Annotated in this window: 20 protein-coding genes and 4 pseudogenes; 13 read left to right on the forward strand and 11 right to left on the reverse strand. The window is 66.4% G+C overall.

What is annotated here, in order from left to right:
* The first annotated feature begins 76 nt into the window (after window positions 1-76).
* From AC0IX7_RS15290 to AC0IX7_RS15300, 3 genes are read left to right on the forward strand one after another with little or no spacing between them, the layout of a single operon-like run.
* Window positions 77-859, forward strand: coding sequence for an exodeoxyribonuclease III (locus AC0IX7_RS15290; protein WP_471812671.1), 783 nt, complete (start codon window positions 77-79; stop codon window positions 857-859).
* Complete coding sequence (gene ribA, locus AC0IX7_RS15295) at window positions 856-1,899, forward strand: GTP cyclohydrolase II (protein ID WP_471812672.1); 1,044 nt, start codon at window positions 856-858, stop codon at window positions 1,897-1,899. Before AC0IX7_RS15290 ends, ribA begins: the two co-directional genes overlap by 4 nt.
* Window positions 1,900-1,943: 44 nt before the next feature.
* Entirely contained in the window at window positions 1,944-2,420 is a 477-nt protein-coding gene (locus AC0IX7_RS15300) for a YdcF family protein (protein ID WP_471812673.1), read from the forward strand.
* A gap of 197 nt (window positions 2,421-2,617) precedes the next feature.
* Here AC0IX7_RS15300 and AC0IX7_RS15305 read toward each other — a convergent pair whose 3' ends face one another.
* Entirely contained in the window at window positions 2,618-3,280 is a 663-nt protein-coding gene (locus tag AC0IX7_RS15305) for an HAD family hydrolase (protein ID WP_471812675.1), read from the reverse strand.
* Window positions 3,277-3,950: pseudogene (locus AC0IX7_RS15310) on the reverse strand (YggS family pyridoxal phosphate-dependent enzyme). Before AC0IX7_RS15310 ends, AC0IX7_RS15305 begins: the two are co-directional and overlap by 4 nt.
* Before the next feature lie 22 nt (window positions 3,951-3,972).
* Between AC0IX7_RS15310 and AC0IX7_RS15315 the strand changes: the two are divergent.
* Window positions 3,973-4,500: a thiamine phosphate synthase gene (locus AC0IX7_RS15315; RefSeq protein ID WP_471812677.1), complete on the forward strand. Its 528-nt coding sequence runs from the start codon at window positions 3,973-3,975 to the stop codon at window positions 4,498-4,500.
* 324 nt (window positions 4,501-4,824) lie between these two features.
* Here AC0IX7_RS15315 and AC0IX7_RS15320 read toward each other — a convergent pair whose 3' ends face one another.
* Complete coding sequence (locus tag AC0IX7_RS15320; protein WP_187502497.1) at window positions 4,825-5,532, reverse strand: hypothetical protein; 708 nt, start codon at window positions 5,530-5,532, stop codon at window positions 4,825-4,827.
* A 293-nt stretch (window positions 5,533-5,825) separates the two neighbouring features.
* On the opposite strand from AC0IX7_RS15320, the gene AC0IX7_RS15325 reads away from it, so the two are divergent.
* The 6 genes from AC0IX7_RS15325 to AC0IX7_RS15350 are packed head-to-tail and all read left to right on the forward strand — an operon-like array spanning window position 5,826 to window position 10,526.
* Window positions 5,826-6,257 carry a DUF3576 domain-containing protein gene (locus AC0IX7_RS15325; protein WP_187502496.1) on the forward strand — a complete coding sequence of 144 codons (432 nt, stop codon included), beginning with the start codon at window positions 5,826-5,828 and terminating at the stop codon, window positions 6,255-6,257.
* 10 nt (window positions 6,258-6,267) lie between these two features.
* Window positions 6,268-7,062, forward strand: a complete 795-nt coding sequence (locus AC0IX7_RS15330) for a class I tRNA ligase family protein (RefSeq protein WP_471812678.1) — start codon at window positions 6,268-6,270, stop codon at window positions 7,060-7,062.
* A gap of 38 nt (window positions 7,063-7,100) precedes the next feature.
* Window positions 7,101-8,948, forward strand: coding sequence for a leucine--tRNA ligase (gene leuS / locus AC0IX7_RS15335; RefSeq protein WP_471812680.1), 1,848 nt, complete (start codon window positions 7,101-7,103; stop codon window positions 8,946-8,948).
* Window positions 8,945-9,478, forward strand: coding sequence for an LPS assembly lipoprotein LptE (gene lptE / locus AC0IX7_RS15340; protein ID WP_307087948.1), 534 nt, complete (start codon window positions 8,945-8,947; stop codon window positions 9,476-9,478). The genes leuS and lptE overlap by 4 nt, the downstream gene beginning before the upstream one ends.
* The gene (gene holA / locus AC0IX7_RS15345) at window positions 9,475-10,296 is read left to right on the forward strand and encodes a DNA polymerase III subunit delta (protein ID WP_471812682.1); all 822 of its coding nucleotides are present in this window, start codon (window positions 9,475-9,477) and stop codon (window positions 10,294-10,296) included. Before lptE ends, holA begins: the two co-directional genes overlap by 4 nt.
* Window positions 10,293-10,526, forward strand: coding sequence for a hypothetical protein (locus AC0IX7_RS15350; protein ID WP_471812684.1), 234 nt, complete (start codon window positions 10,293-10,295; stop codon window positions 10,524-10,526). Before holA ends, AC0IX7_RS15350 begins: the two co-directional genes overlap by 4 nt.
* A 151-nt stretch (window positions 10,527-10,677) precedes the next feature.
* Here AC0IX7_RS15350 and AC0IX7_RS15355 read toward each other — a convergent pair whose 3' ends face one another.
* The 6 genes and pseudogenes from AC0IX7_RS15355 to AC0IX7_RS15380 all read right to left on the reverse strand — a co-directional run bounded on the left by AC0IX7_RS15355 (window position 10,678) and on the right by AC0IX7_RS15380 (window position 16,376).
* Complete coding sequence (locus AC0IX7_RS15355) at window positions 10,678-11,574, reverse strand: ParB/RepB/Spo0J family partition protein (RefSeq protein ID WP_471812685.1); 897 nt, start codon at window positions 11,572-11,574, stop codon at window positions 10,678-10,680.
* A complete protein-coding gene (locus tag AC0IX7_RS15360) occupies window positions 11,571-12,353 on the reverse strand; it encodes a ParA family protein (protein WP_332744945.1) in 783 nt (260 codons plus the stop codon). The genes AC0IX7_RS15355 and AC0IX7_RS15360 overlap by 4 nt, the downstream gene beginning before the upstream one ends.
* Window positions 12,354-12,360: 7 nt before the next feature.
* Window positions 12,361-12,969, reverse strand: coding sequence for a 16S rRNA (guanine(527)-N(7))-methyltransferase RsmG (locus tag AC0IX7_RS15365; protein WP_471812687.1), 609 nt, complete (start codon window positions 12,967-12,969; stop codon window positions 12,361-12,363).
* Window positions 12,966-14,800: pseudogene (mnmG, locus tag AC0IX7_RS15370) on the reverse strand (tRNA uridine-5-carboxymethylaminomethyl(34) synthesis enzyme MnmG). The gene AC0IX7_RS15365 and the pseudogene mnmG overlap by 4 nt, the downstream one beginning before the upstream one ends.
* Window positions 14,801-14,854: 54 nt before the next feature.
* Window positions 14,855-16,132: a tRNA uridine-5-carboxymethylaminomethyl(34) synthesis GTPase MnmE gene (mnmE, locus tag AC0IX7_RS15375; protein WP_471812688.1), complete on the reverse strand. Its 1,278-nt coding sequence runs from the start codon at window positions 16,130-16,132 to the stop codon at window positions 14,855-14,857.
* A 7-nt stretch (window positions 16,133-16,139) separates the two neighbouring features.
* Window positions 16,140-16,376 carry a DUF6489 family protein gene (locus AC0IX7_RS15380; RefSeq protein ID WP_471812689.1) on the reverse strand — a complete coding sequence of 79 codons (237 nt, stop codon included), beginning with the start codon at window positions 16,374-16,376 and terminating at the stop codon, window positions 16,140-16,142.
* A gap of 69 nt (window positions 16,377-16,445) precedes the next feature.
* Here AC0IX7_RS15380 and AC0IX7_RS15385 point away from each other — a divergent pair.
* The 3 genes and pseudogenes from AC0IX7_RS15385 to AC0IX7_RS15395 all read left to right on the forward strand — a co-directional run.
* Window positions 16,446-16,577, forward strand: a pseudogene (locus AC0IX7_RS15385) (hypothetical protein); the annotation flags it as partial.
* Window positions 16,578-16,726: 149 nt separating this feature from the next.
* The gene (locus AC0IX7_RS15390) at window positions 16,727-16,906 is read left to right on the forward strand and encodes a methylated-DNA--[protein]-cysteine S-methyltransferase (RefSeq protein ID WP_471813903.1); all 180 of its coding nucleotides are present in this window, start codon (window positions 16,727-16,729) and stop codon (window positions 16,904-16,906) included.
* On the forward strand, window positions 16,903-17,604 hold the full coding sequence (locus AC0IX7_RS15395; protein WP_471812690.1) for a dienelactone hydrolase family protein: 702 nt from the start codon (window positions 16,903-16,905) through the stop codon (window positions 17,602-17,604). The genes AC0IX7_RS15390 and AC0IX7_RS15395 overlap by 4 nt, the downstream gene beginning before the upstream one ends.
* A 182-nt stretch (window positions 17,605-17,786) precedes the next feature.
* Here the strand turns inward: AC0IX7_RS15395 and AC0IX7_RS15400 are convergent, their stop codons facing one another.
* Together AC0IX7_RS15400 and rho are read right to left on the reverse strand one after the other, a co-directional pair.
* A complete protein-coding gene (locus tag AC0IX7_RS15400) occupies window positions 17,787-18,506 on the reverse strand; it encodes a TerC family protein (protein ID WP_187502552.1) in 720 nt (239 codons plus the stop codon).
* A gap of 234 nt (window positions 18,507-18,740) precedes the next feature.
* Window positions 18,741-19,995: pseudogene (rho, locus tag AC0IX7_RS15405) on the reverse strand (transcription termination factor Rho); the annotation flags it as partial.
* Window positions 19,996-20,129 lie beyond the last annotated feature (134 nt).

Genomic DNA, 20,129 nt, shown 5'->3' on the forward strand with positions numbered 1-20,129 from the left:
AAAGCGCTGCGGTCGCGCCCCACCCTTCGCCGCACCCTTCCTTGTCCCCATCCCCGCGCAACGCTACATCGCGGCCGTGAAGATCGTCTCCTGGAACATCAACTCGGTCCGTTTCCGGATCGCCATCGTCGAGCAGTTCCTGCGTGACGAGCAACCCGACATCCTGTGCCTGCAGGAGACCAAGGTCATCGACGGCGACTTCCCGTTGGAGGCGTTCCGCGCGCTCGGCTACGAGCATATCGTGCTTCACGGGCAGCGCATGCACCACGGCGTCGCGATCCTCAGCCGCGTGCCCTTGGTCGAGGACGACCGGTTCGACTGGCAGGCGAACAGTGAGGCGCGTCATATCGGCGTACGGCTCGAAAACGGCGTACGCCTAGAGAACGTCTATGTCCCGGCCGGCGGCGACGTGCCCGACCGCGAAGTGAACCCGAAGTTCGGCCAGAAGCTCGATTTCATCGAACGCATGACGACTTGGTCGGAAACGCTCCCCGGCCCGACCATTCTCGTCGGCGACTTCAACATCGCGCCGCTCGAATCGGACGTGTGGAGCCACAAGCAGTTGCTCGACGTCGTCAGCCACACGCCGATCGAGGTCGAGGCGCTCGGCCGGTTGCAGGCGGCGGGCGACTGGGTCGATCTCGGCCGCCGCTTTCATCCTGCGCCCGCGCGACTGTTCACCTGGTGGAGTTATCGCGCGAAGGACTGGGAAGCGTCGGACCGCGGTCGTCGGCTCGATCATATGTGGGCGACCGGTGCTGCCGCCGAAGCCGCGGTGTCGCATCACGTCTATGAACGCTGCCGGAGCTGGCTGAAACCGTCCGACCACGTCCCGATCATGACCGAGTTCGCGTTTTGAACCCGCGCGCAGCAGCGCGTGCGGTCGATGCGTTGCGGCGTGGCTGGCCGATCGCGATCGACGGGCTGGTGCTGCTGGCGGTCGAGACGGCGGATGCTGACCGGTTGGCGGCGTTCGACCCCGACGGGAATGGCGGCGTCCTGATCTCGTCGGGGCGCGCGGCGACGTTGAAGCTGGCGAACCAACTTGCGGCGGCCGATCCGACCGAGCCGGTACTGGTCGATCGCGCGCCGTGGATCGATTTCGCCGCGGCGACCGCGCTGGCCGATCCGCAGTTCGACCTGGCGACCTCGATGAAGGGTCCGTTCCATACGATCGCTTTGGGCGATCCCGACGCCGCCGCCGCGGCATTGCGGCTGGCGCGGATCGCCGGGCTGTTACCCGCGTTCTTCCTCGGCACCGGTGAACCCGAGGTGTCGATCACGCACGCCGATATCGACGCGCATGAGGATGCCAACCGCCTGACGCTGGCGGCGCGTGCGCGGTTGCCGGTCCAAGGTGCCGAGGATGCGGAGATCGTTGCCTTCCGATCACCGGAAAGCGCGGACGAGCACATCGCGCTGCTGATCGGCCAGCCCAACGGCCAGCCGCCGCTGGTCCGCTTGCATAGCGAGTGCCTGACGGGCGACGTGCTCGGCAGTCTCAAATGCGATTGCGGGCCGCAGTTGCACGCTGCGATCCACGCGATCCAGCATAGCGGGTGGGGTATCCTGCTGTATCTGCGGCAGGAGGGGCGCGGGATCGGGCTGGTCAACAAGTTGCGCGCCTATGCGTTGCAGGACCAGGGATTCGACACGGTCGACGCGAACACGCGGCTTGGCTTTGCAGTCGACGCGCGCGATTTCGGGGTGGCGGCGCGGATGTTGAATTTGCTCGGGCAGCGCGAGGTGCGCCTGCTGACGAACAATCCGGCCAAGGTTGCGGGGCTGGAGGCGGCGGGCGTGACGGTGATCGAGCGCGTGCCGCATTTCCTGCCCTCGAACCCGCACAACGCGCAGTATCTCGCGACCAAGCGCGATCGTACGGGGCATCAGTTCTGACCGACAGTCCGCCCTCGCCACCACCCTCCCGGCGCCTGATCGTGGTGTTCGGTGCTGCCGTTCGTCCCGATGGCAGCCCCAGCCCGACGCTCGCGCGACGCATCGCGTTCGCGGCGGCGGCGGCGGCGCGGTACGTCGATGCGGACCTGTTCTGCTCGGGCGCGAAGGGGACGCATGGGCCTTCGGAGGCATCGGTGATGGCCGGCGTGCTGGCGGAAACGGTCGATCCGTCGCGAATCCATCTCGACGAAGCCAGCGTGGATACGTTGCAGAGCGTCGTCGCTGCGACCGCATTTGCGCGTGCGGGGAAGTATGCGCAGTGCATGATCTGCACCGACGGCTATCACCAGCCGCGTATCCGCATGCTGTTCGCGATGCTCGGCATGCCCGCGAGCGCGATCCACGTGCCGCATGGCGGCAGCCGACGGTACCAGCTCAAGATGCGGACGCGAGAGGCGGCGGCGATCCCGTATGACCTGGTCGCGGGGATCGGCGCCATCTGGCGGCGGAAGCGGGGCTAACTACCACCTGCCAGCGCAGGGGCCAGCATCGAAATGTCCACAACTTCCCCCTCCCTGAAAGGGAGGGGTCGGGGTGGGTAGGCTTCCGTATCACCGTACTGTCGCGGCCAAAGCCGGCCTACCCACCCCCTGCCCCTCCCTTTCAGGGAGGGGAGCCTGCACCTTTTTGGGGTAGGACGACTGAACGTCGACCGCGTCTAAGCCAGCAGCCGCGCCGCGTCGTCGAAGCTCTCCGCCAGCGCATCGACGCCGATCGCCTTCAACCGCGCGCCGTGCTCGGCATTGCAATGCGACCCCGCCGACAGGCCGATAACGTAGCCGCCCGAGGCCACAGCCCCGGTCGCACCCACAGGCGAGTCCTCAAGAATCGCCGTTCGCGCGATATCGACCCCAAGCTGCCGCGCCCCGAACAGGTACAGATCAGGCGCCGGCTTGCCGTTCGTCACGTGTTCGCGGCCGCTGTAGAGGTGGTCGCCGAACGCGTTGCGCAGGCCGATATGCTCCAGGTGCCGCGCGATCCAGCTGACCGGGCTCGACGAGACGATCGCCTTGGGCAAATCGGCGGGAAGCGACCGGACGAACGCCACCGCACCCTCGATCGCGTCGACGCCCGCCGCCATCACCCGCTCGTCCTCGGCCTTGCGCGCCGCATAGAAGTCATCGGTCAGTGGCCGGTCGATCCAACGCTCGACCGCGTCGATGAACTGCGGCCCGGCGAGCCCCATGAAGTTCGCCATCGACTCGTCGGCCGTCGTCGGATGTCCGGCGGCGGTAAGCCACTCCGCGATGTGGCGGTTGCCGACGGCTTCGCTGTCGATCAGCACGCCGTCGAAGTCGAACAACAGTGCGTCGAACTTCATGCGCCCGTCCCCCGCGCACCGAACAGCGCACTACCGATCCGGACGTGGGTCGCGCCGATCGTCACCGCGGTCTCGAAATCGTCGGACATGCCCATGCTCAGACCGGTCAGCCCGTGATCGCGCGCGAGTTTCGCCAACAGCGCGAAATACGGCGCCGGTTCGATATCGGCAGGCGGCAGGCACATCAGCCCGGCGATCGGCAGTCCGGCGGCACGCGCCTTCTCGACCAGCGCGGGCAGGTCGGCGATCGCGCAGCCGCCCTTTGCGGTTCGTCGCCGATGTTGACCTGGAGGAAGCAGTCCGGGCGGCGATCGCTCGCGGTCATCGCCTTGGCCAGTGCATCGACCAGCGACGGGCGGTCGACCGCGTGGATGCAGTCGAACAGCGCGACGGCCTCGGCGGCCTTGTTCGACTGGAGCTGGCCAATCAGGTGCAGTTCGACGCCGGGATATTCCTCGCGCAAGGCCGGCCACTTCTCCGCGGCTTCCTGGACGCGGTTCTCGCCGAACACGCGCTGGCCCTCGGCGAGCAGCGGTTCGATCGCCGCGACCGGGTGCGTCTTGGAGACCGCGATCAGCGTGACGTCGGTCACCCGGCGGTCGGCGATCTCGGCGGCTTTGGCGATCCGGGTGCGGATGGACGCGAGCGGCGTGGTGTCGTCAGATGTCATGCCGGGCGCTATAGGCAGCGGCGTGACGGTCCGAAAGCCCATCCCCGAGCGCTGGTTGATGACCGATGAGCGGATGGGGGACGTATTGTGGGCGGCTTTGCGCAGGGTGCCACCGGGATCCGGGGTGGTGTTTCGCCATTATGCGACGCCTGCAGGCGAGCGGCGGGCGATGCTGCGGCGGATAAAGCGAGTCGCGTTCGCACGCGGACTGGTCGTGGTCGTGGCCGGGGCGTCGTCGATCGCGGCGGATGGCGTGCATGGGCGGGTGCGGACTCGAGCAACGTGGCGGATCAGGACGTGGCCGGCGCACGATCGCGCGGAGGCCTTGGCGGGGCGGCGCGCGGGAGCAGATGTGCTGTTCGTGTCGCCGGTTCATGCCACGCGGTCGCATGCGGGAGCGTCCGGGCTTGGGCTAGCGCAGGCGATGCGGATCGGGCGCGGGCTTGGGATACCGGTGATTGCGCTGGGCGGGATGGACGAGTCGCGCTGGCGGCGGATCCGACGGTTCGGGTTTCATGGCTGGGCGGCGATCGACGCATGGGTCCGCTAGGTTTGGGTGCCCTATTAGACTTGGCGGCTGGTTGGCTCGCGGTCTGCTAAACTTCACCACCCGCTCTGCAAAGCTGCTCGACCCGAAGGTGCCAGCAAATTTCCGGCACCACGCTGCCCACCCCGCCCGTCATCCCAGCGAAAGCTGGGATCTCATCGTGTGGCACGCTTCACCTGTATCGAGGGATACCCAGCTTTCGCTGGGGTGACGGGGTGGAGGTGATGCGGAGAGACGCCGGAGGCGGCGATGGGCGAGGGTTTGGGTTTCACCCACAAATGGCGAAATCCGGTCGAGCACTACGACGAACCGCCGCTACTCGGTCGGTCAGAAGCGGAAGGCGGTTCCCAGATATACGGCTTGGCTATCCCGGCGATCGTCGTCGACCTTGACGAAACGCTCGCGGTCCGAGCGATACCGGACGCCCGCCGTCACCGCCAGGTTACGCGTCAGCGAGTAGGAGCCGCCGAGATCGACCGAATAGCTCGGCGTTTCCTCGATCAGGTTCGAGGTGTTTGCCAGCGGACGATCCGCGGCAGCCTTGACGGTGCCGCTGAAACGCTTGGCGCTGTAGCTGATTGCCAGGTCGGCCGCCTGGCGGCTGCCCGGCAGGCCACCCAGATCAAGCTTGTTCACGTCGCCCGAAATCGCGAACCGCTTCCAGCCGACCGACATGCCGAGGTTGTACGCGATCGGCGCGATGCCGACGGTCGGCGTCGTCGATGCGAGGCTGGCCGTGTTCGCGATGCCGCGGTTGGTCTGCGCACGGACCGCGACGGTTACCGCACGGTTGTCCTGCCGGGTCTCGGCGGGCGTGAAGCGGAAGCTGCCGGCGTCGAAGCCACCGCGCGCGAACATCGCGGCAAGGCGGGGATCGGCGGCGGCGGGGGTGAACGACCCGATGCCGCGAACAGAAGCGACGTTGTGCTTGGCGATGCGCGCGGACTGTTCGCTGGCACCGAACGCGGGCGCGACGATTGCGGCGGTGGCGACAAGCGCCCCGGCAACCACCCCGAATATTCCCCCACGCGTCATCACAACGAATCTGTCCTTCGAGATCCCGTAATCGGATCCTGTTAAACAGCATCTAACATGAATTGATCCAGAGCAAAGGCCGCAGAACCGGCGTATTTGCCTCTTCGTCGCCGAATTGTCGGACAGTGTTGCAATCAGCACACATATCGCCGCGATAGCGCTACCGAATCGGACGTATCCGAACGCGAATCGCCTGCCCGGCGCGGCACCGTTCGCACATGCGGGCGTCTGCTTGCAGGCGCGCGGGCTGGCCTGTAGAGCATGAGGCAGATTTTCTTGCCAGGATGATGCCCATGTTCCGCCGCTCGCGTATCGCAGTCGTGCTGTTTGCCCTGCCTCTCGTCGCTTGCGGCGGCGGTTCCGCTCGTCCCCAGGCGGATCTCGCCGCGTCGAAGATCACGACGATCGGCGTGAACAGCTATCTGTGGCGCGCGAGCCTCGACACGCTCGGCTTCATGCCGCTGCTCCAGACTGATTCCAACGGCGGCGTGATCGTGACCGACTGGTACACCAACCCGCAGACCCCGACCGAGCGCATGAAGGTGACCGTGTCGATCCTCGATCAGGATCTGCGTGCCGATGCGCTGCGCGTCGCCGCGCTCCGCGAAGTCAACCGCAACGGCCAGTGGGTGTCGTCGCCGGTCCAGGCCGCGACCACGCAGAAGCTCGAGGACATCATCCTGACCAAGGCCCGCGACCTGCGCCGCGCCTCGATCGCGGGCTGAGGACACAATAATGGCGTCGCGTTTCAATGCGTTGAAGGCGGACGCGGCGTGGCAGAAGGTCTGGGACGAGCGCAAGACGTTCGCCGCGGATGACCTGTCGACCAAGCCGCGTTCGTACGTGCTCGAGATGTTCCCCTATCCGTCGGGGCGCATCCATATGGGGCATGTCCGGAACTACACGATGGGCGACGTGCTCGCGCGGTTCCGTCGGATGAAGGGCATGGAAGTGCTCCATCCGATGGGCTGGGACGCGTTCGGCATGCCAGCAGAGAATGCGGCGATGGAAAAGGGCGTGCATCCGGGCAACTGGACGCGCGCCAACATAGCGACGATGAAGGCGCAGCTGAAGCGCTTGGGCTTCGCGCTCGATTGGACGCGCGAACTCGCGACCTGCGAGCCCGAATATTACGGGCACGAGCAGGCGCTGTTCCTCGACCTGTTCGCGGCTGGGCTCGTCTACCGCAAGGAATCGGCGGTCAACTGGGATCCGGTCGACATGACCGTTCTCGCCAACGAGCAGGTGATCGACGGTCGCGGCTGGCGCTCAGGCGCGCTGGTCGAACGGCGGAAGCTGTCGCAGTGGTTCCTGAAAATCACCGATTTCGCCGACGAGCTGGTCGACGGGCTCGGCGCGCTCGAGCATTGGCCGGACAAGGTCAAGCTGATGCAGGAAAACTGGATCGGCCGCAGCCAGGGCCTGCAGTTCAAGTTCCAACTCACTGCCCCTTCCCGCTTGCGGGAGGGGTCGGGGAGGACCGAAATATCCGCGAACGCGCCGTCCGAGGAAGGCTCAGCTCCTCCCTAACCCCTCCCGCAAGCGGAAGAGGAATAGAGAGCGTCGAGGTGTTCACGACGCGCCCCGATACGATGTTCGGCTCCAGCTTCGTCGCGGTCGCCGCCGATCACCCGATCGCGCGCGCCATTGCCGCGACGAACCCCGAAGCAGCGGCCTTCATCGAACTCTGCAAGCGCGGCGGCACCACCGCAGCGGAACTCGACACGCAGGAAAAGCTCGGCTTCGACACCGGCCTCCGCGCGGTGCATCCGCTCGATAAGACGTGGCAACTCCCCGTCTACATCGCCAACTTCGTGCTGATGGAATACGGCACCGGCGCGGTGTTCGGCGTGCCCGCGCATGACCAGCGCGATCTCGATTTCGCGCGCAAATACGATTTGCCCGTCAAACGCGTCGTCAGCGAAGGCGATGACGAGGCGCCGGTGTTCGTCGGCGACACCGCCTGGACCGGCGCCGGCACCATCGTGAACTCACACTTCCTCGACGGCATGGACATCGAGGACGCCAAGCGCGTCGTGATCGAACGTGCCGAGGGCGAAGGCTGGGGCAAGGGCACCACCGTGTTCCGCCTGCGCGACTGGGGCGTCAGCCGCCAGCGTTACTGGGGCACGCCGATCCCGATCATCCACTGCGACGCGTGCGGCGCGGTGCCGGTGCCCAAGGACCAGCTGCCGATCGTGCTGCCCGAGGACGTCTCGTTCGACATCCCCGGCAACCCGCTCGATCGCCATCCGACCTGGAAGCACGTCCCCTGCCCGTCCTGCGGCGCGGACGCGCGGCGCGAGACCGATACGCTCGACACGTTCGTCGATTCGTCGTGGTATTTTATCCGCTTCGCCAGCCAGCCGGACGCCAAGCCGTTCGACCGGACGGGCGCGGAGAAGTGGCTGCCGGTCAACCAGTATATCGGCGGCGTCGAGCATGCGATCCTGCACCTGCTCTACGCCCGCTTCTGGACGCGCGCGCTGAAGCATATCGGCATGCTCGACATCGCCGAGCCGTTCGCCGGGCTGTTCACCCAAGGCATGGTCACGCACGAGACCTATAGCCGAGGCGACGCCGGCGACGCGCAGCCGGAGGCCGACACCGACGACGACGATTCGAGCGACGCACCGGTGAAGACGAAGTGGCTGTCTCCCGACAAGGTCCGCAAGACCGATGCAGGGTATATCGAGATCGCGACTGGCGGCCCGGTGACGGTCGGTCGCGTGACGAAGATGTCGAAGTCGAAGAAGAACACCGTCGATCCCGAGCCGATCGTCGACCAGTATGGCGCCGACGCGGTGCGCTGGTTCGTGCTCTCCGACTCGCCGCCCGAGCGCGATCTACCCTGGAGCGAATCCGGCATCGAAGGCGCGTGGCGTTTCGTCCAGCGTCTCTGGCGTCTGATCGAGTCCGACGATGCCGCCAAGGCCGAGGGCGACGACATCGCACTGCGGAAACTCTGCCATCGCACGACCGTCGGTATCGAGAGCGATATCAACGCCTTGCAGTTCAACAAGGCGGTCGCGCGGCTCTATTCCTTGTGCACGGCGATCGAGAAGGCACCGCCCTCCGCCGACCGCGATCAGGCGGTGCGGACGTTGCTCCTGCTCGTCAGCCCGATGGTCCCGCACGTCGCCGAGGAAGCCTGGGCGACCGCCGGCAATGACGGCCTGATCGCCGACGCCGCCTGGCCGATCGTCGACCCGGCGATGCTGATCGACGACGAGGTCACGATCGCGGTGCAGGTCAACGGCAAGCTCCGCGACACGCTCGTCTTCGCCAAGGGCGCACCGAAGGACGAGGTCGAAGCCGCCGCGCTCGCCTCCGAGAAGATCGTCCGCCTGCTCGAGGGCAAGCCGCCCTGGAAGGTGATCGTCGTGCCCGACCGTCTCGTGAACATCGTCGCATGAAGCGCCTAGCGATCCTCGCCGGTGCACTCGTGCTATCGGTAACGCTGTCCGGTTGCGGCCTGCACCCGCTCTATGCGGGCGGCAGCAGCGGTCCGGTCGCAGGGGCGCTCGGCCAAGTCGAGATCGCGCCGATCGCGGGCAAGAACGGCTGGCTGATGGCCACCGCCCTGCGCGACCGCCTGCCGTCGAACGGTGCGCCCGCACTCTACCGGATCGACATCCGCCTCGACGACCAGATCAGCGGCCTCGGCGTCCGCACCGACGACAGCGTCTCGCGCGAACGCCGGACTCTGCGCGCGCGCTATCAGCTCGTACGGATCGGCGACGGCTCGGTACTGCTCGACGCGACTGCTGGCTCCGACGCCGGCATCGACGTCGTTCGCTCGGAATATGCGACGATCGCGGCCGAGAACACCGCGCTCGAACGCCTGTCGCAGATCGTCGCCGACCAGATCGTCGCGCGTATTGCGCTGTATGCGCGGAATACGCCTGCGGTCGCGGCGGCGCAGGCCACCACGCCCGCCAAGTGAAGGCCAGCGCCGGCCAGATCCGCGGTGCGCTGGCCAAACCGAGCGGCGACATCCGCCTGTACCTGCTCCACGGCCCCGACGAGGCCGGTGCAAGTGATCTTGCCCGCGTGCTCGCCAAGGCAATGGGGGCGGATGCCGAACGCGTCGATCTCGACGGCTCCACACTTAAGAGCGATCCGGGCCGGCTGACCGACGAGGCGGCCTCGCTGTCGCTGTTCGCAGGCGCTCGGTTCGTAAGCGTCGCTTCGGCGGGCGAGGAAAGCCTGGAGGCCTTCACCAACCTGCTCGCGGCCGAGCGCGTCGGCAACCCGGTCGTCGCGATTGCCCCGACTGTCAAATCCACCGCGAAAATCGTCAAACTCGCGATCGACTCCCCGCGCGCGATGGCGTTCGCCTGCTACGCCCCGACCGCGCAGGACGCCGAACGCCTAGCGACGACGATCGCAGGCGAGAACGGCCTCCGTCCTGCCCCCGGCGTCGCGCGACGCCTCGTCGATACGACCGGTGGCGACCGCGCCGTAATCACCCGAGAGATCGAGAAGCTCGCGCTGTATCTCGACGCGGCGCCCGATCGCCCCGCGGACCTCGATCACCATGCGCTCGATGCGATCGGCGCGGACCTAGGCGATGCGGAGATGAGCCGCGCGATCGATGCCGTGATCGAAGGCCGGGTCGACGATCTCGGCGCCGAACTGGCGGTACTCGAAGAGGCGGGCACGTCGCCGATCCCTTGGCTCCGCCAACTCGTCCGCCGCTTGATTGCGCTGGCCGACATGCGCGGCGAGATCGACCGGGGGAAGCGGTCGACACAGTCATGAAACGCCACCGCGTATTCTTCAAGGAAGAGGCGAGCACCGCGCGGTCTTTGCGCCGCTGGTCGCCGGTGATGCTGGCCACCGCGATCCAGCGCGTCCGCACCGCCGAGCGGGCTATCATGGCGTCAGGCAATGCCGGGGGTAGTCGCGGAAGCGGCCGTTGTGGCGTTGTCCCAGGCAATCGCCCGGCGCAACTAGCCCGCACGCTTCCCTACCCCGTTCGTGCTGAGTAGAGACCGAGTAGCTGCGTCAGCGGCGTATCGAGGGCTCGTATCGAAGCATGGGTTCCGCGCACCAACCTGTCCTTCGATACGCCATTTCGATACGCGGCGATGCCGCTACTCGATGGCTACTCAGGACGAACGGGTTTGGGATCAGCGAGGCTCAGATCGCCCCACCCGTCAGCCGCTGGCACACCATATCGAGCTGATCCAACGTCGAATAACTGAGAGTCAGCGTGCCCCCAGTCTCGGTATGCGCTACCCTAACCTGCAACCCCAGCAGATCCGCCAGTTGCCGCTCCAAAGCTGCAATATCCGCGTCCGGAATCCGAGGCTCGGCTGGCTTACCGCTACGGCTCCGCCCGGGCTTGGCATCCCGCGCCAGCTTCTCCGTCTCGCGCACCGACAGTCCACGCGACACGACCTGGTCCGCGAGCGACTCCACGTCGGGTGAACCCAGCAAAGCCCGCGCATGCCCCATCGACAGGGATCCATCGACCACCTGCGACTGCACCTGCGCCGGCAGCTCCAGCAACCGCAACAAGTTCGCGACATGACTGCGCGACTTGTGGACGATCTTGGCGAGCACCTCCTGCGTGTGGCCATATTCGCCAGCCAGCCGCTGATACGCCTGCGCCTCTTCGATCGCGTTGAGGTCCTCGCGCTGGATATTCTCGATCAGCGCGATCTCGAGCGTCTCCGCATCGTCGAAGTCGCGGACGACGACCGGCACCTCGTGCAGCCGCGCGCGCTGGGCGGCACGCCAGCGCCGCTCGCCCGCAACGATCTGATAGTCATGCCCGTGCGGACGGACGACGATCGGCTGGATCAACCCGCGCGACGCGATCGATGCCGCCAGCTCGTCGAGCATCGCCTCGTCGAAGTGGCGGCGCGGCTGATCGGGATGCGGCGACAGCGAACTGACCGGGAGCATGCGGACGCCTGACGATTGCTGCGCTGCACCATCGCCCGAGACCGGCGTCTCGCGCGCCATCTCGCCGAGCAGCGCGTTGAGGCCCCTGCCCAGCCCCGGCCGACCACGTTTGTTACCGTCGCTCATGCCGCGGCCTGCGCGGTTGCTGGAAGCCGGCCGATCAATTCACGCGCCAGTGCAATATATGCCTGCGATCCGGAGCAGCGATGGTCGTAGATCAGCGCGGGGAGCCCGTGGCTCGGCGCTTCCGAGAGCCGCACGTTGCGCGGGATCACCGTCTCGAACACGACCTTACCCAGAACAGCGCGAACGTCCGCCGAGACCTGATCGGTCAGCCGGTTTCGCCGATCGAACATCGTCAGCGCAACCCCCAGAATGGATAGCCCCGGATTGAACCGCTGGCGGATACGCTCGACCGTGCTGAGCAACTGCGACAACCCTTCGAGCGCGAAAAACTCGCATTGCAGCGGTACCAGCAGCGAATCCGCCGCGACCATCGCATTGATCGTCAGCAATCCGAGCGACGGTGGGCAATCGATCAGCGCGATATCCCACGGCCCCTGCGCCGCCTTCACCGCCCGATCGAGTCGATGCGTGCGTGCGTCGAAATCGACCAGCTCGATCTCCGCGCCCGAAAGATCGACGGTCGCTGGTACGATATCGAGCCGAGGCACGCGCGTATGCACAACCGCTTCTGCGATCGAGGTTTCGCCAACCAGCACGTCGTAGCTCGACCGCTCGCGCTGCGAATGACCGATGCCGAGTCCGGTCGACGCATTGCCCTGCGGATCGAGATCGACCAGCAGTACGCGCATCCCCGTCGCGGCGAGCGCGGTTGCGAGATTGATGGCGCTGGTGGTCTTGCCCACCCCGCCCTTTTGATTGGCGACCGCGATGGTGATCATCGCGCGCTTACCCGATCCAGAACCACGATCGACGACTCCGGGTTCGTGACGCTTTGTTCCACGTGGAACATAAACCGCCAATGCTGCTTGAGCGCGGCGAGCTCCTCCTCGTCGAAACGCCCCCGAGGAAGCAACCACCGCGTCTCCGTTGTGGCGCAGTGCGCGGCGCCACGCAAAGGTTTTGCAACGAGGCGACCGCGCGGGCCGAAATGATCGCCGCGTCCGCGCTTGCATTTTCGACCTTGGAGGCGTGAACGCGGACCTGTTCGCCGAGACCGAGACGCGCGACGCAGAGCTGTAGGAAGTCAGCACGCCGCCGTCGGGGCTCGACCAGATCGACCGGCCCCTCGCGAACCAGCGCAACGACCATCCCGGGAAAGCCCCCGCCGGTACCGATATCGAGCCAGCGCCTCGCCGACGTATCCGCTCCGGCAAGTGCAACGAGCTGAAGCGAGTCGACCACGTGGCGGTCCCAGATCGTCGGGATCGTCGACGGCGCGATCAAATTCTGGTGCGGCGCTTCCTCAACCACCATCGCGACGAACGCCGACAGACGCTCGGTCGCTTCCGCCCCGAACAGATCGGTGACCCAGGCCTGTGCGTCGTCTTCGGTCATGCTGGCACTCGTTTCGTATGCAGTAATACCGCCGACAGCGCGGCCGGGGTGATCCCCGTACGCGCGCAGCCGCCGCTAGCGACGTCGGTCGCGCGGTCGTCAGGCGATCGATCATCTCGTTCGACAGGCCGGGTATGCGTTCATAGGCCAGGTCCTCGGGTAAGCGGATCGCCTCGTCGGCACGCAGGCGCGCAACCTCCTGCGCCTGGCGTTCGATATATGGGGCGTAGCGCGCGTCCTCTAACACTTCGTCAACAACCGCCGTCGGGATCCCGATCGCAGCGTCCGGCGCGACATGCGCGAGCGTCACGCCCTCGAACCGGAGCCAGTCGAAAGCCGTCCGGCGCGCGCCATCGCGACCGATGGCGACACCCTGATCAGCCACCTCGGTCGCGGTGCGTTCGCCGTCGAGCGACGCGCGGAACCGGGCACGGTTTTCGGCCAGCGCATGCTGATGCGCGAGCCGTTCCGGTCCAAGACATCCGGCCGCTTCGCCGATGCCACCCAGCCGCGTCTCTGCATTGTCGGCACGCAGCGACAGGCGAAACTCGGCGCGCGCTGTCAACATCCGATAGGGCTCAGTCACGCCTTGCAGCGTGAGATCGTCGATCATCACGCCGAGATAACTGGACGCGCGATCGAGAATGACGGGAGCGAGGTCGCACGCATACGCCGCGGCGTTGAGCCCGGCGACGAGCCCCTGCCCTGCCGCTTCCTCATAGCCGGTCGTGCCGTTGATCTGGCCGGCGCAGAACACGCCGTCGATCGCGCCGAGCGCAAGCCGCGTGTCGAGCGCGCGCGGGTCGATATAATCATATTCGACCGCATAGCCCGGCATCGTGATGTGCACGCGTTCGAGCCCGGGAATGCTTGCGAGCATTGCCGACTGGACCTCGACCGGGAGCGAGGTCGACAGGCCGTTGGGATAGACCGTCGCGTCGTCGAGCCCCTCGGGTTCGAGGAACACCTGATGCCCGTCGCGGTCGCCGAAGCGGTGAACCTTGTCCTCGATCGACGGACAATAGCGCGGGCCGGCTGCCTCGATCGCTCCGGTAAACAGCGGCGACCGGTGGAACGCCTCGCGGATGATAGCATGCGTTCGGTCGGTCGTGCGCGTGATGGCACAAGCGATCTGCGGGAGCGGACGCGCGCGGGTCATCGGCGACATCGTCCACGGATCGAGGTCCGACGACTGCTCGGCCAACGCGCCCCAATCGATCGTGCGGCCATCGAGACGCGGCGGCGTACCGGTCTTCAGTCGCGCCATCGGCAGGTCCCGCGCGCGGAGCTGGTCGGCCAATGGCTTGGCCGCACGCTCGCCAATCCGGCCACCTTCCTCGCGATCATCACCGCGGAAGATGCGGCCGCCGAGAAACGTACCGGTTGCCAGCACGACTGCGCGGGCTGCGACGATCGAGCCATCCGCGAGCACGACGCCAGCTACCCGATCGCCGTCGAAATGCAGCGCAGTCGCTTCACCTTCGACGATCGCGAGCCCTTCGGTCGCGGCCAGCATCGTCTGGATTGCACCCGAATAGAGCCGACGGTCTGCCTGGATGCGAGGGCCCTGCACCGCCGAGCCCTTGCTGCGATTGAGCATCCGGTAGTGGATCGCGGCCGCATCCGCAGCGCGCCCGATCAGTCCGTCGAAGGCGTCGACTTCGCGGACCATATGGCCTTTGCCGAGGCCGCCGATCGCCGGATTACAGGACATCGCACCGATATGCCGCGCGTCGAACGACACGAGCGCGGTGCGCGCGCCCCTACGCGCCGCCGCGGCTGCGGCTTCGGTTCCGGCATGGCCACCGCCAACCACCAATACATCGAACATGGCTCAGCCCTGGTGCGGCCCAGCGAGTGCGTCAAAGATGTTCCACGTGGAACATCACTTGCCGATACAGAAACGTCCGAACAGCGCGTCGAGCATCTCCCCGGTCGCGTCGAGACCCAGAACGCCGGCCAGGATCGCGCGGGCTTGGCGAAGATGCTCAGCGATAACGAGCGCGTCGGAACTCCGGTAGCGTAGCGCATCGGCCGCGAGTCCGCACTGCCGCCGCTGATGCTGCTTGAGCGCGATTCCATCGCCGCGCGGAAGCATGGCCATCGCCCGCTGATGCACCTCCGTCCAAAGCCGATCGAGCGAACCACGATCGGTCTGCGCAATGGCGAGCGCGCGCCCTGCCGGGATATGCCCCCGCCCCGGCAAGTCCGCACGGGCATGGATCCACATGGCATCCGTGCGCGGCGGTGGCGTGTCGGCAAGCCACAACACGATGTCCGCAGCCGCCAGCGCACCCTCAGCCCGCGTCACGCCGATCGCCTCGATCGGGTCCAGCGTATCGATCAGCCCGGCGGTGTCGGTCAGTACATAGGCGACACCGTGGCGGATCACCGGCACCTCGATCCGGTCGCGCGTGGTGCCCGAGATCGGCGACACGATCGCCGCGTCGCGCTCGCCGAGCAGGTTGAGCAGCGTCGACTTGCCGCTATTGGGCGGGCCGCCGATGACGACGCGCAGGCCGTCCTTGAGGCGCTCGACCGGCGGGGCATCGACCACTGCCTCGATCTCGGCCGCAAGCGCGTCGATCTCCGCGACGATCGCGTCGAACGCGGCGGTATCGCTCGCCACATCGTCCTCGTCGGCGAAGTCGAGCATCGCTTCGATCCGTGCGGACAGCATTGCGACGGAGTCCATCCAACTGCGGACGGCCTGGCTGACGCGACCCTCGGCTGCGGTCATTGCGGCGACGCGCTGGCCCTCAGTCTCTGCTTCGAGGAGGTCGGCGAGCCCTTCCGCTTCGGTGAGATCGATACGGCCATTGGTCAGTGCACGGCGGGTAAACTCACCAGGTTCGGCCGGACGGAGACCGGACTGCGCCGACAAAGCGCACTCCACGGCGGCGATAACCGCGCGGCCCCCATGGCAATGAAGTTCGACCAGATCCTCACCGGTCGCCGTCGTCGGTCCCGGGAAGACGATCACCAGTGCACGGTCGAGCAGCGCACCATCAGCATCACGCAGCCCGCGGAGACTCGCGTGACGAGCGGCAGGCAATGGCCCCGCCAGAGCTTCGGCCGCCGCAAAAGCCTGCGGGCCGCTCACCCGGACGACAGCGATCGCCGCGGGAGGACGCCCGCTCGATACCGCGAAGATCGTTTTCACGTGAAACTCAGCCGCCCGTCTTCGTCGCGGTGTCGAACATGCGCTTCCACATCGCCATCCCCGCCTCGCCCATCGGCTGCCAGCCGCGCATCATCGATTCGAGCATCTCGGGCTTCATCTGGCCGTCCGGGATCGCGTCCATCATCATCGCGACATAGCGATCGTGGATCGGTGTCAGATCGGGCAGGCCCACCGCGCGGCGCGCCTCTTCGAGGGTGCATTCGATCTCGATATTCATCTTCATATACCGCGTCCCAGATGGCGCTTGAGCCGCCCATCCGCGCGCTGCATAGCGTGGCAATGTATGCGCGCGATGCAGCCCTCGATCGCAACGCCAATCGGATTGGTCCGCGTGGCCGGTACCGCGGACCGGATCGACGCGATCGAGATTCTCGCAACGGGCGATGCGGTGGCGAGCGATGCACCGGCGATCCGGGAAGCCGTCCAACAGCTCGAAGCGTATTTCGCGGGGCGACTGACAGCGTTCGATTTGCCGCTAGCCCCTCGCCTACCGAACGCGGCGCGATCCTGCGGCAGGGGATCGTCGACATCGCGTACGGCGAGACCGCAAGTTACGGCGCGCTCGCGAAAGCGATCGGTTCGAGCCCGCGCGCGATCGGCCAGGCGTGCGCGCGCAATCCATTTCCGATCGTCGTCCCTTGCCACCGGATCCTTGGAGCCGGCGGGGCGCTTGGTGCGTATTCCGCGGGCAACGGCCCCATCACCAAATCCAGGCTGCTCGATCACGAGCGGCCGCAAGGAGGAGTGCTATGACGAACACGACCACCATCGCGACGCTTGACGGCTCCGGCGATTTCCACGCCTACCGCGCCGCCCCCGCCGGCACGCCGAAAGCGGCGATCATCGTGATTCAGGAAATCTTCGGGGTGAATGCCGGGATCCGTCGTAAGTGCGATACGCTCGCCGAGGCCGGCTATCTGGCGATCGCGCCCGACCTGTTCTGGCGGCTGGAGCGCGGCATCGAACTCGATCCGGACATCAAGCCCGAGTTCGATCGCGCGCTCGAACTGATGGGCCAGTTCGATCAGGACAAGGGCGTAGCAGATATCGAAGCCACGATCCGCGCCGCGCGTACCGAACTCGGCGATAGCAGCAAGGTCGGCGTAGTGGGCTACTGCCTCGGCGGACGCCTCGCGTTCATGACTGCGGCGCGGACCGACGTCGATGCGAGCGTCGGCTATTACGGCGTCGGGATCGATGGCCTGCTGGGCGAGAAGCATGCGATCGCACATCCGGTGCTGTTGCACGTGCCGGAGGAGGATCACTTCGTCGACAAGGCCGCGCAGGCGGCGATGCATGCCGGGCTCGACGATCACCCGAAGGTGACGATCTACGATTATGCGGGGGAGGATCACGGCTTCGCGACCGAGTTCGGCGAGCGGCGGTCGGATGCCGCGGCGAAGCTCGCGGACGAGCGGACGGCGAAGTTCTTCGCAGAGAATCTGGGCTGACGCCTTCCCCGTCACCCCGGACTAGTTCCGGGGTCCACGGTCCCGCGAACTCCTAGCTCTCGACCGTGCGGAACGGTGGATGCCGGAACGAGCCCGGCATGATGAGGTATGAACGTCGGTCATGAAAAAGGCCTCGCCGGACGATCCCGGCGAGGCCTCTTCTTATCCCAACTTCAACGCGGTCAGCGCAGCAGCGAGATGATCCCGAGCGTCTCGCCGGTGCCGACCCAGCCCTCATAGATCATCTTCACCGCGACCACGAGGATCACTGCGAGACCGATATACGCGATCCAGCGATACTTGTTGATGATGCGCGCGATATAGTTCGCGGCGAGGCCCATCATCGCGACCGACAACAGCAGGCCGATGACGAGGATGCCGGGATGCTCGCGCGCGGCGCCCGCGACGGCCAGGACATTGTCGAGGCTCATCGAGACGTCGGCGACCGCAACCGCCCAGGCTGCGCTGGCGAAACCCTTCGAGGACCGGAGACCCGAGCGCTCGTCGCCCTCGATTTCCTCGGAGCCTGCATTCTGCGCGCCCTCGCGGATTTCGCGCCAGAACTTCCAGCAGACCCACAGCAGCAGCAGGCCGCCCGCGAAGATCAGCCCGACGATGCCCATCAGCCAGGTCACGATCAGCGCGAAGAAGATGCGCAGTACGAGCGCCGCGCCGATGCCGATCAGGATGACCTTCTTGCGCTGGTCGGCGGGAAGTCCTGCGGCGAGTGCACCGACGACGATCGCGTTGTCGCCCGCCAGGACGAGATCGATCATCAGGACCGAGCCGAATGCGGCGAGGGCCTTCGGATCGCCGAGGTTCGAGAAGTCGGCGACGACGTGATGCCAGATGTCCAGCGGCGAGCCGGGTCCGGCGGCTCCCGATGCGGCGGCGGCCAGCATGGCGATGATACTCAAGGTTTCGGCTCCCGGTGACGTGGGTCACCAGCGCGAGCGGTGGTGACGGTTATGGGGGTTTAATAGCAAAGCGGCACGCGAAAGCCATGCTCTCGCGTGCCGTGAATAGGTGGTCTTGGCCGGACATGGGCAAAGCCCCTGTCGTCGGTCGGAGCTTACGCCCTGCCGGCCGAACCGGTGCGAGTCCTGCTGCAGCTTGCAGCAGGCCGCACTCGGTTGTTGATTCATGGAATCGAAGAAATTCTCGTTGGTCTTCGAGATCCTTCATCTTGTCGAGCAGGAACTCCATCGCGTCGATTGTGCCCATCTGCATCAGGATGCGACGCAGGACCCACATCTTGGAGAGCTTGGCCTTGTCGACCAGCAGCTCTTCCTTGCGGGTGCCCGACTTGCCGACGTCGAGCGCCGGGAAGATGCGCTTGTCCGCGACCTTGCGGTCGAGCACGATTTCCGAGTTGCCGGTGCCCTTGAACTCCTCGAAGATCACCTCGTCCATGCGGCTGCCGGTATCGATCAGCGCGGTGGCGATGATCGAGAGCGAACCGCCCTCCTCGATGTTGCGCGCGGCACCGAAGAAGCGCTTGGGACGCTGCAGCGCGTTCGCATCGACACCGCCCGTGAGGACCTTCCCCGACGACGGCACGACGGTGTTGTAGGCACGGCCGAGACGCGTGATCGAGTCGAGCAGGATCACCACGTCCTTCTTGTGCTCGACCAGGCGCTTGGCCTTTTCGATCACCATTTCAGCGACTTGCACGTGGCGCTGCGCGGGTTCGTCGAAGGTCGAGCTGACCACCTCGCCCTTCACGCTGCGCTGCATGTCGGTGACTTCCTCGGGGCGCTCGTCGATCAGCAGGACGATCAGGAACACCTCGGGGTGGTTGTCGGTGATCGCCTTGGCCATGTTCTGCAACATGACCGTCTTGCCGACGCGCGGCGGCGCGACGATCAGCGTGCGCTGGCCCTTGCCCTGTGGCGAGACGATGTCGATCACGCGCGCCGACTTGTCCTTGACGGTCGGGTCGGCGGGATCGAGCGTCAGCTTGCTCTCGGGGTAGAGCGGCGTGAGGTTGTCGAAATTGACGCGGTGACGGACGACGTCGGGGTCGTCGAAATTCACCGCGGTGAGCTTCACCAGCGAGAAATAGCGCTCGCCGTCCTTCGGCCCGCGGATCTCGCCCTCGACCGTGTCACCGGTGCGCAGGCCGAACTTCCGGACCTGGTTCGGCGAGATGTAGATGTCGTCGGGACCGGCGAGATAGTTCGATTCCGGCGAGCGCAGGAAGCCGAAGCCGTCGGGCAGCACTTCGATCGTGCCGAGCCCCATGATCTGGTCGCCATTGTCCGCCTGCACCTTCAGGATCGCGAACAGCAGGTCCTGCTTGCGCAGCGTCGAGGCGCTCTCGACCCCCAGTTCCTCGGCCAGCTGGACCAGCTCGGCGGGCTTCTTCTTCTTCAGGTCTTTGAGATGCATGGGGATTTCCGGATAGCAATCAACGGGAGAACGCTCGGTCGGCGGTGCGCTTGGGAAGCGAAACTGGGCGATACGAGTCTGCTGGAACCCACGACCGGGCAGGACGCCAGGAGGCCGTGTTGGGAGAAGGGGTT

Source organism: Sphingomonas sp. AC411 (genome assembly GCF_979253035.1).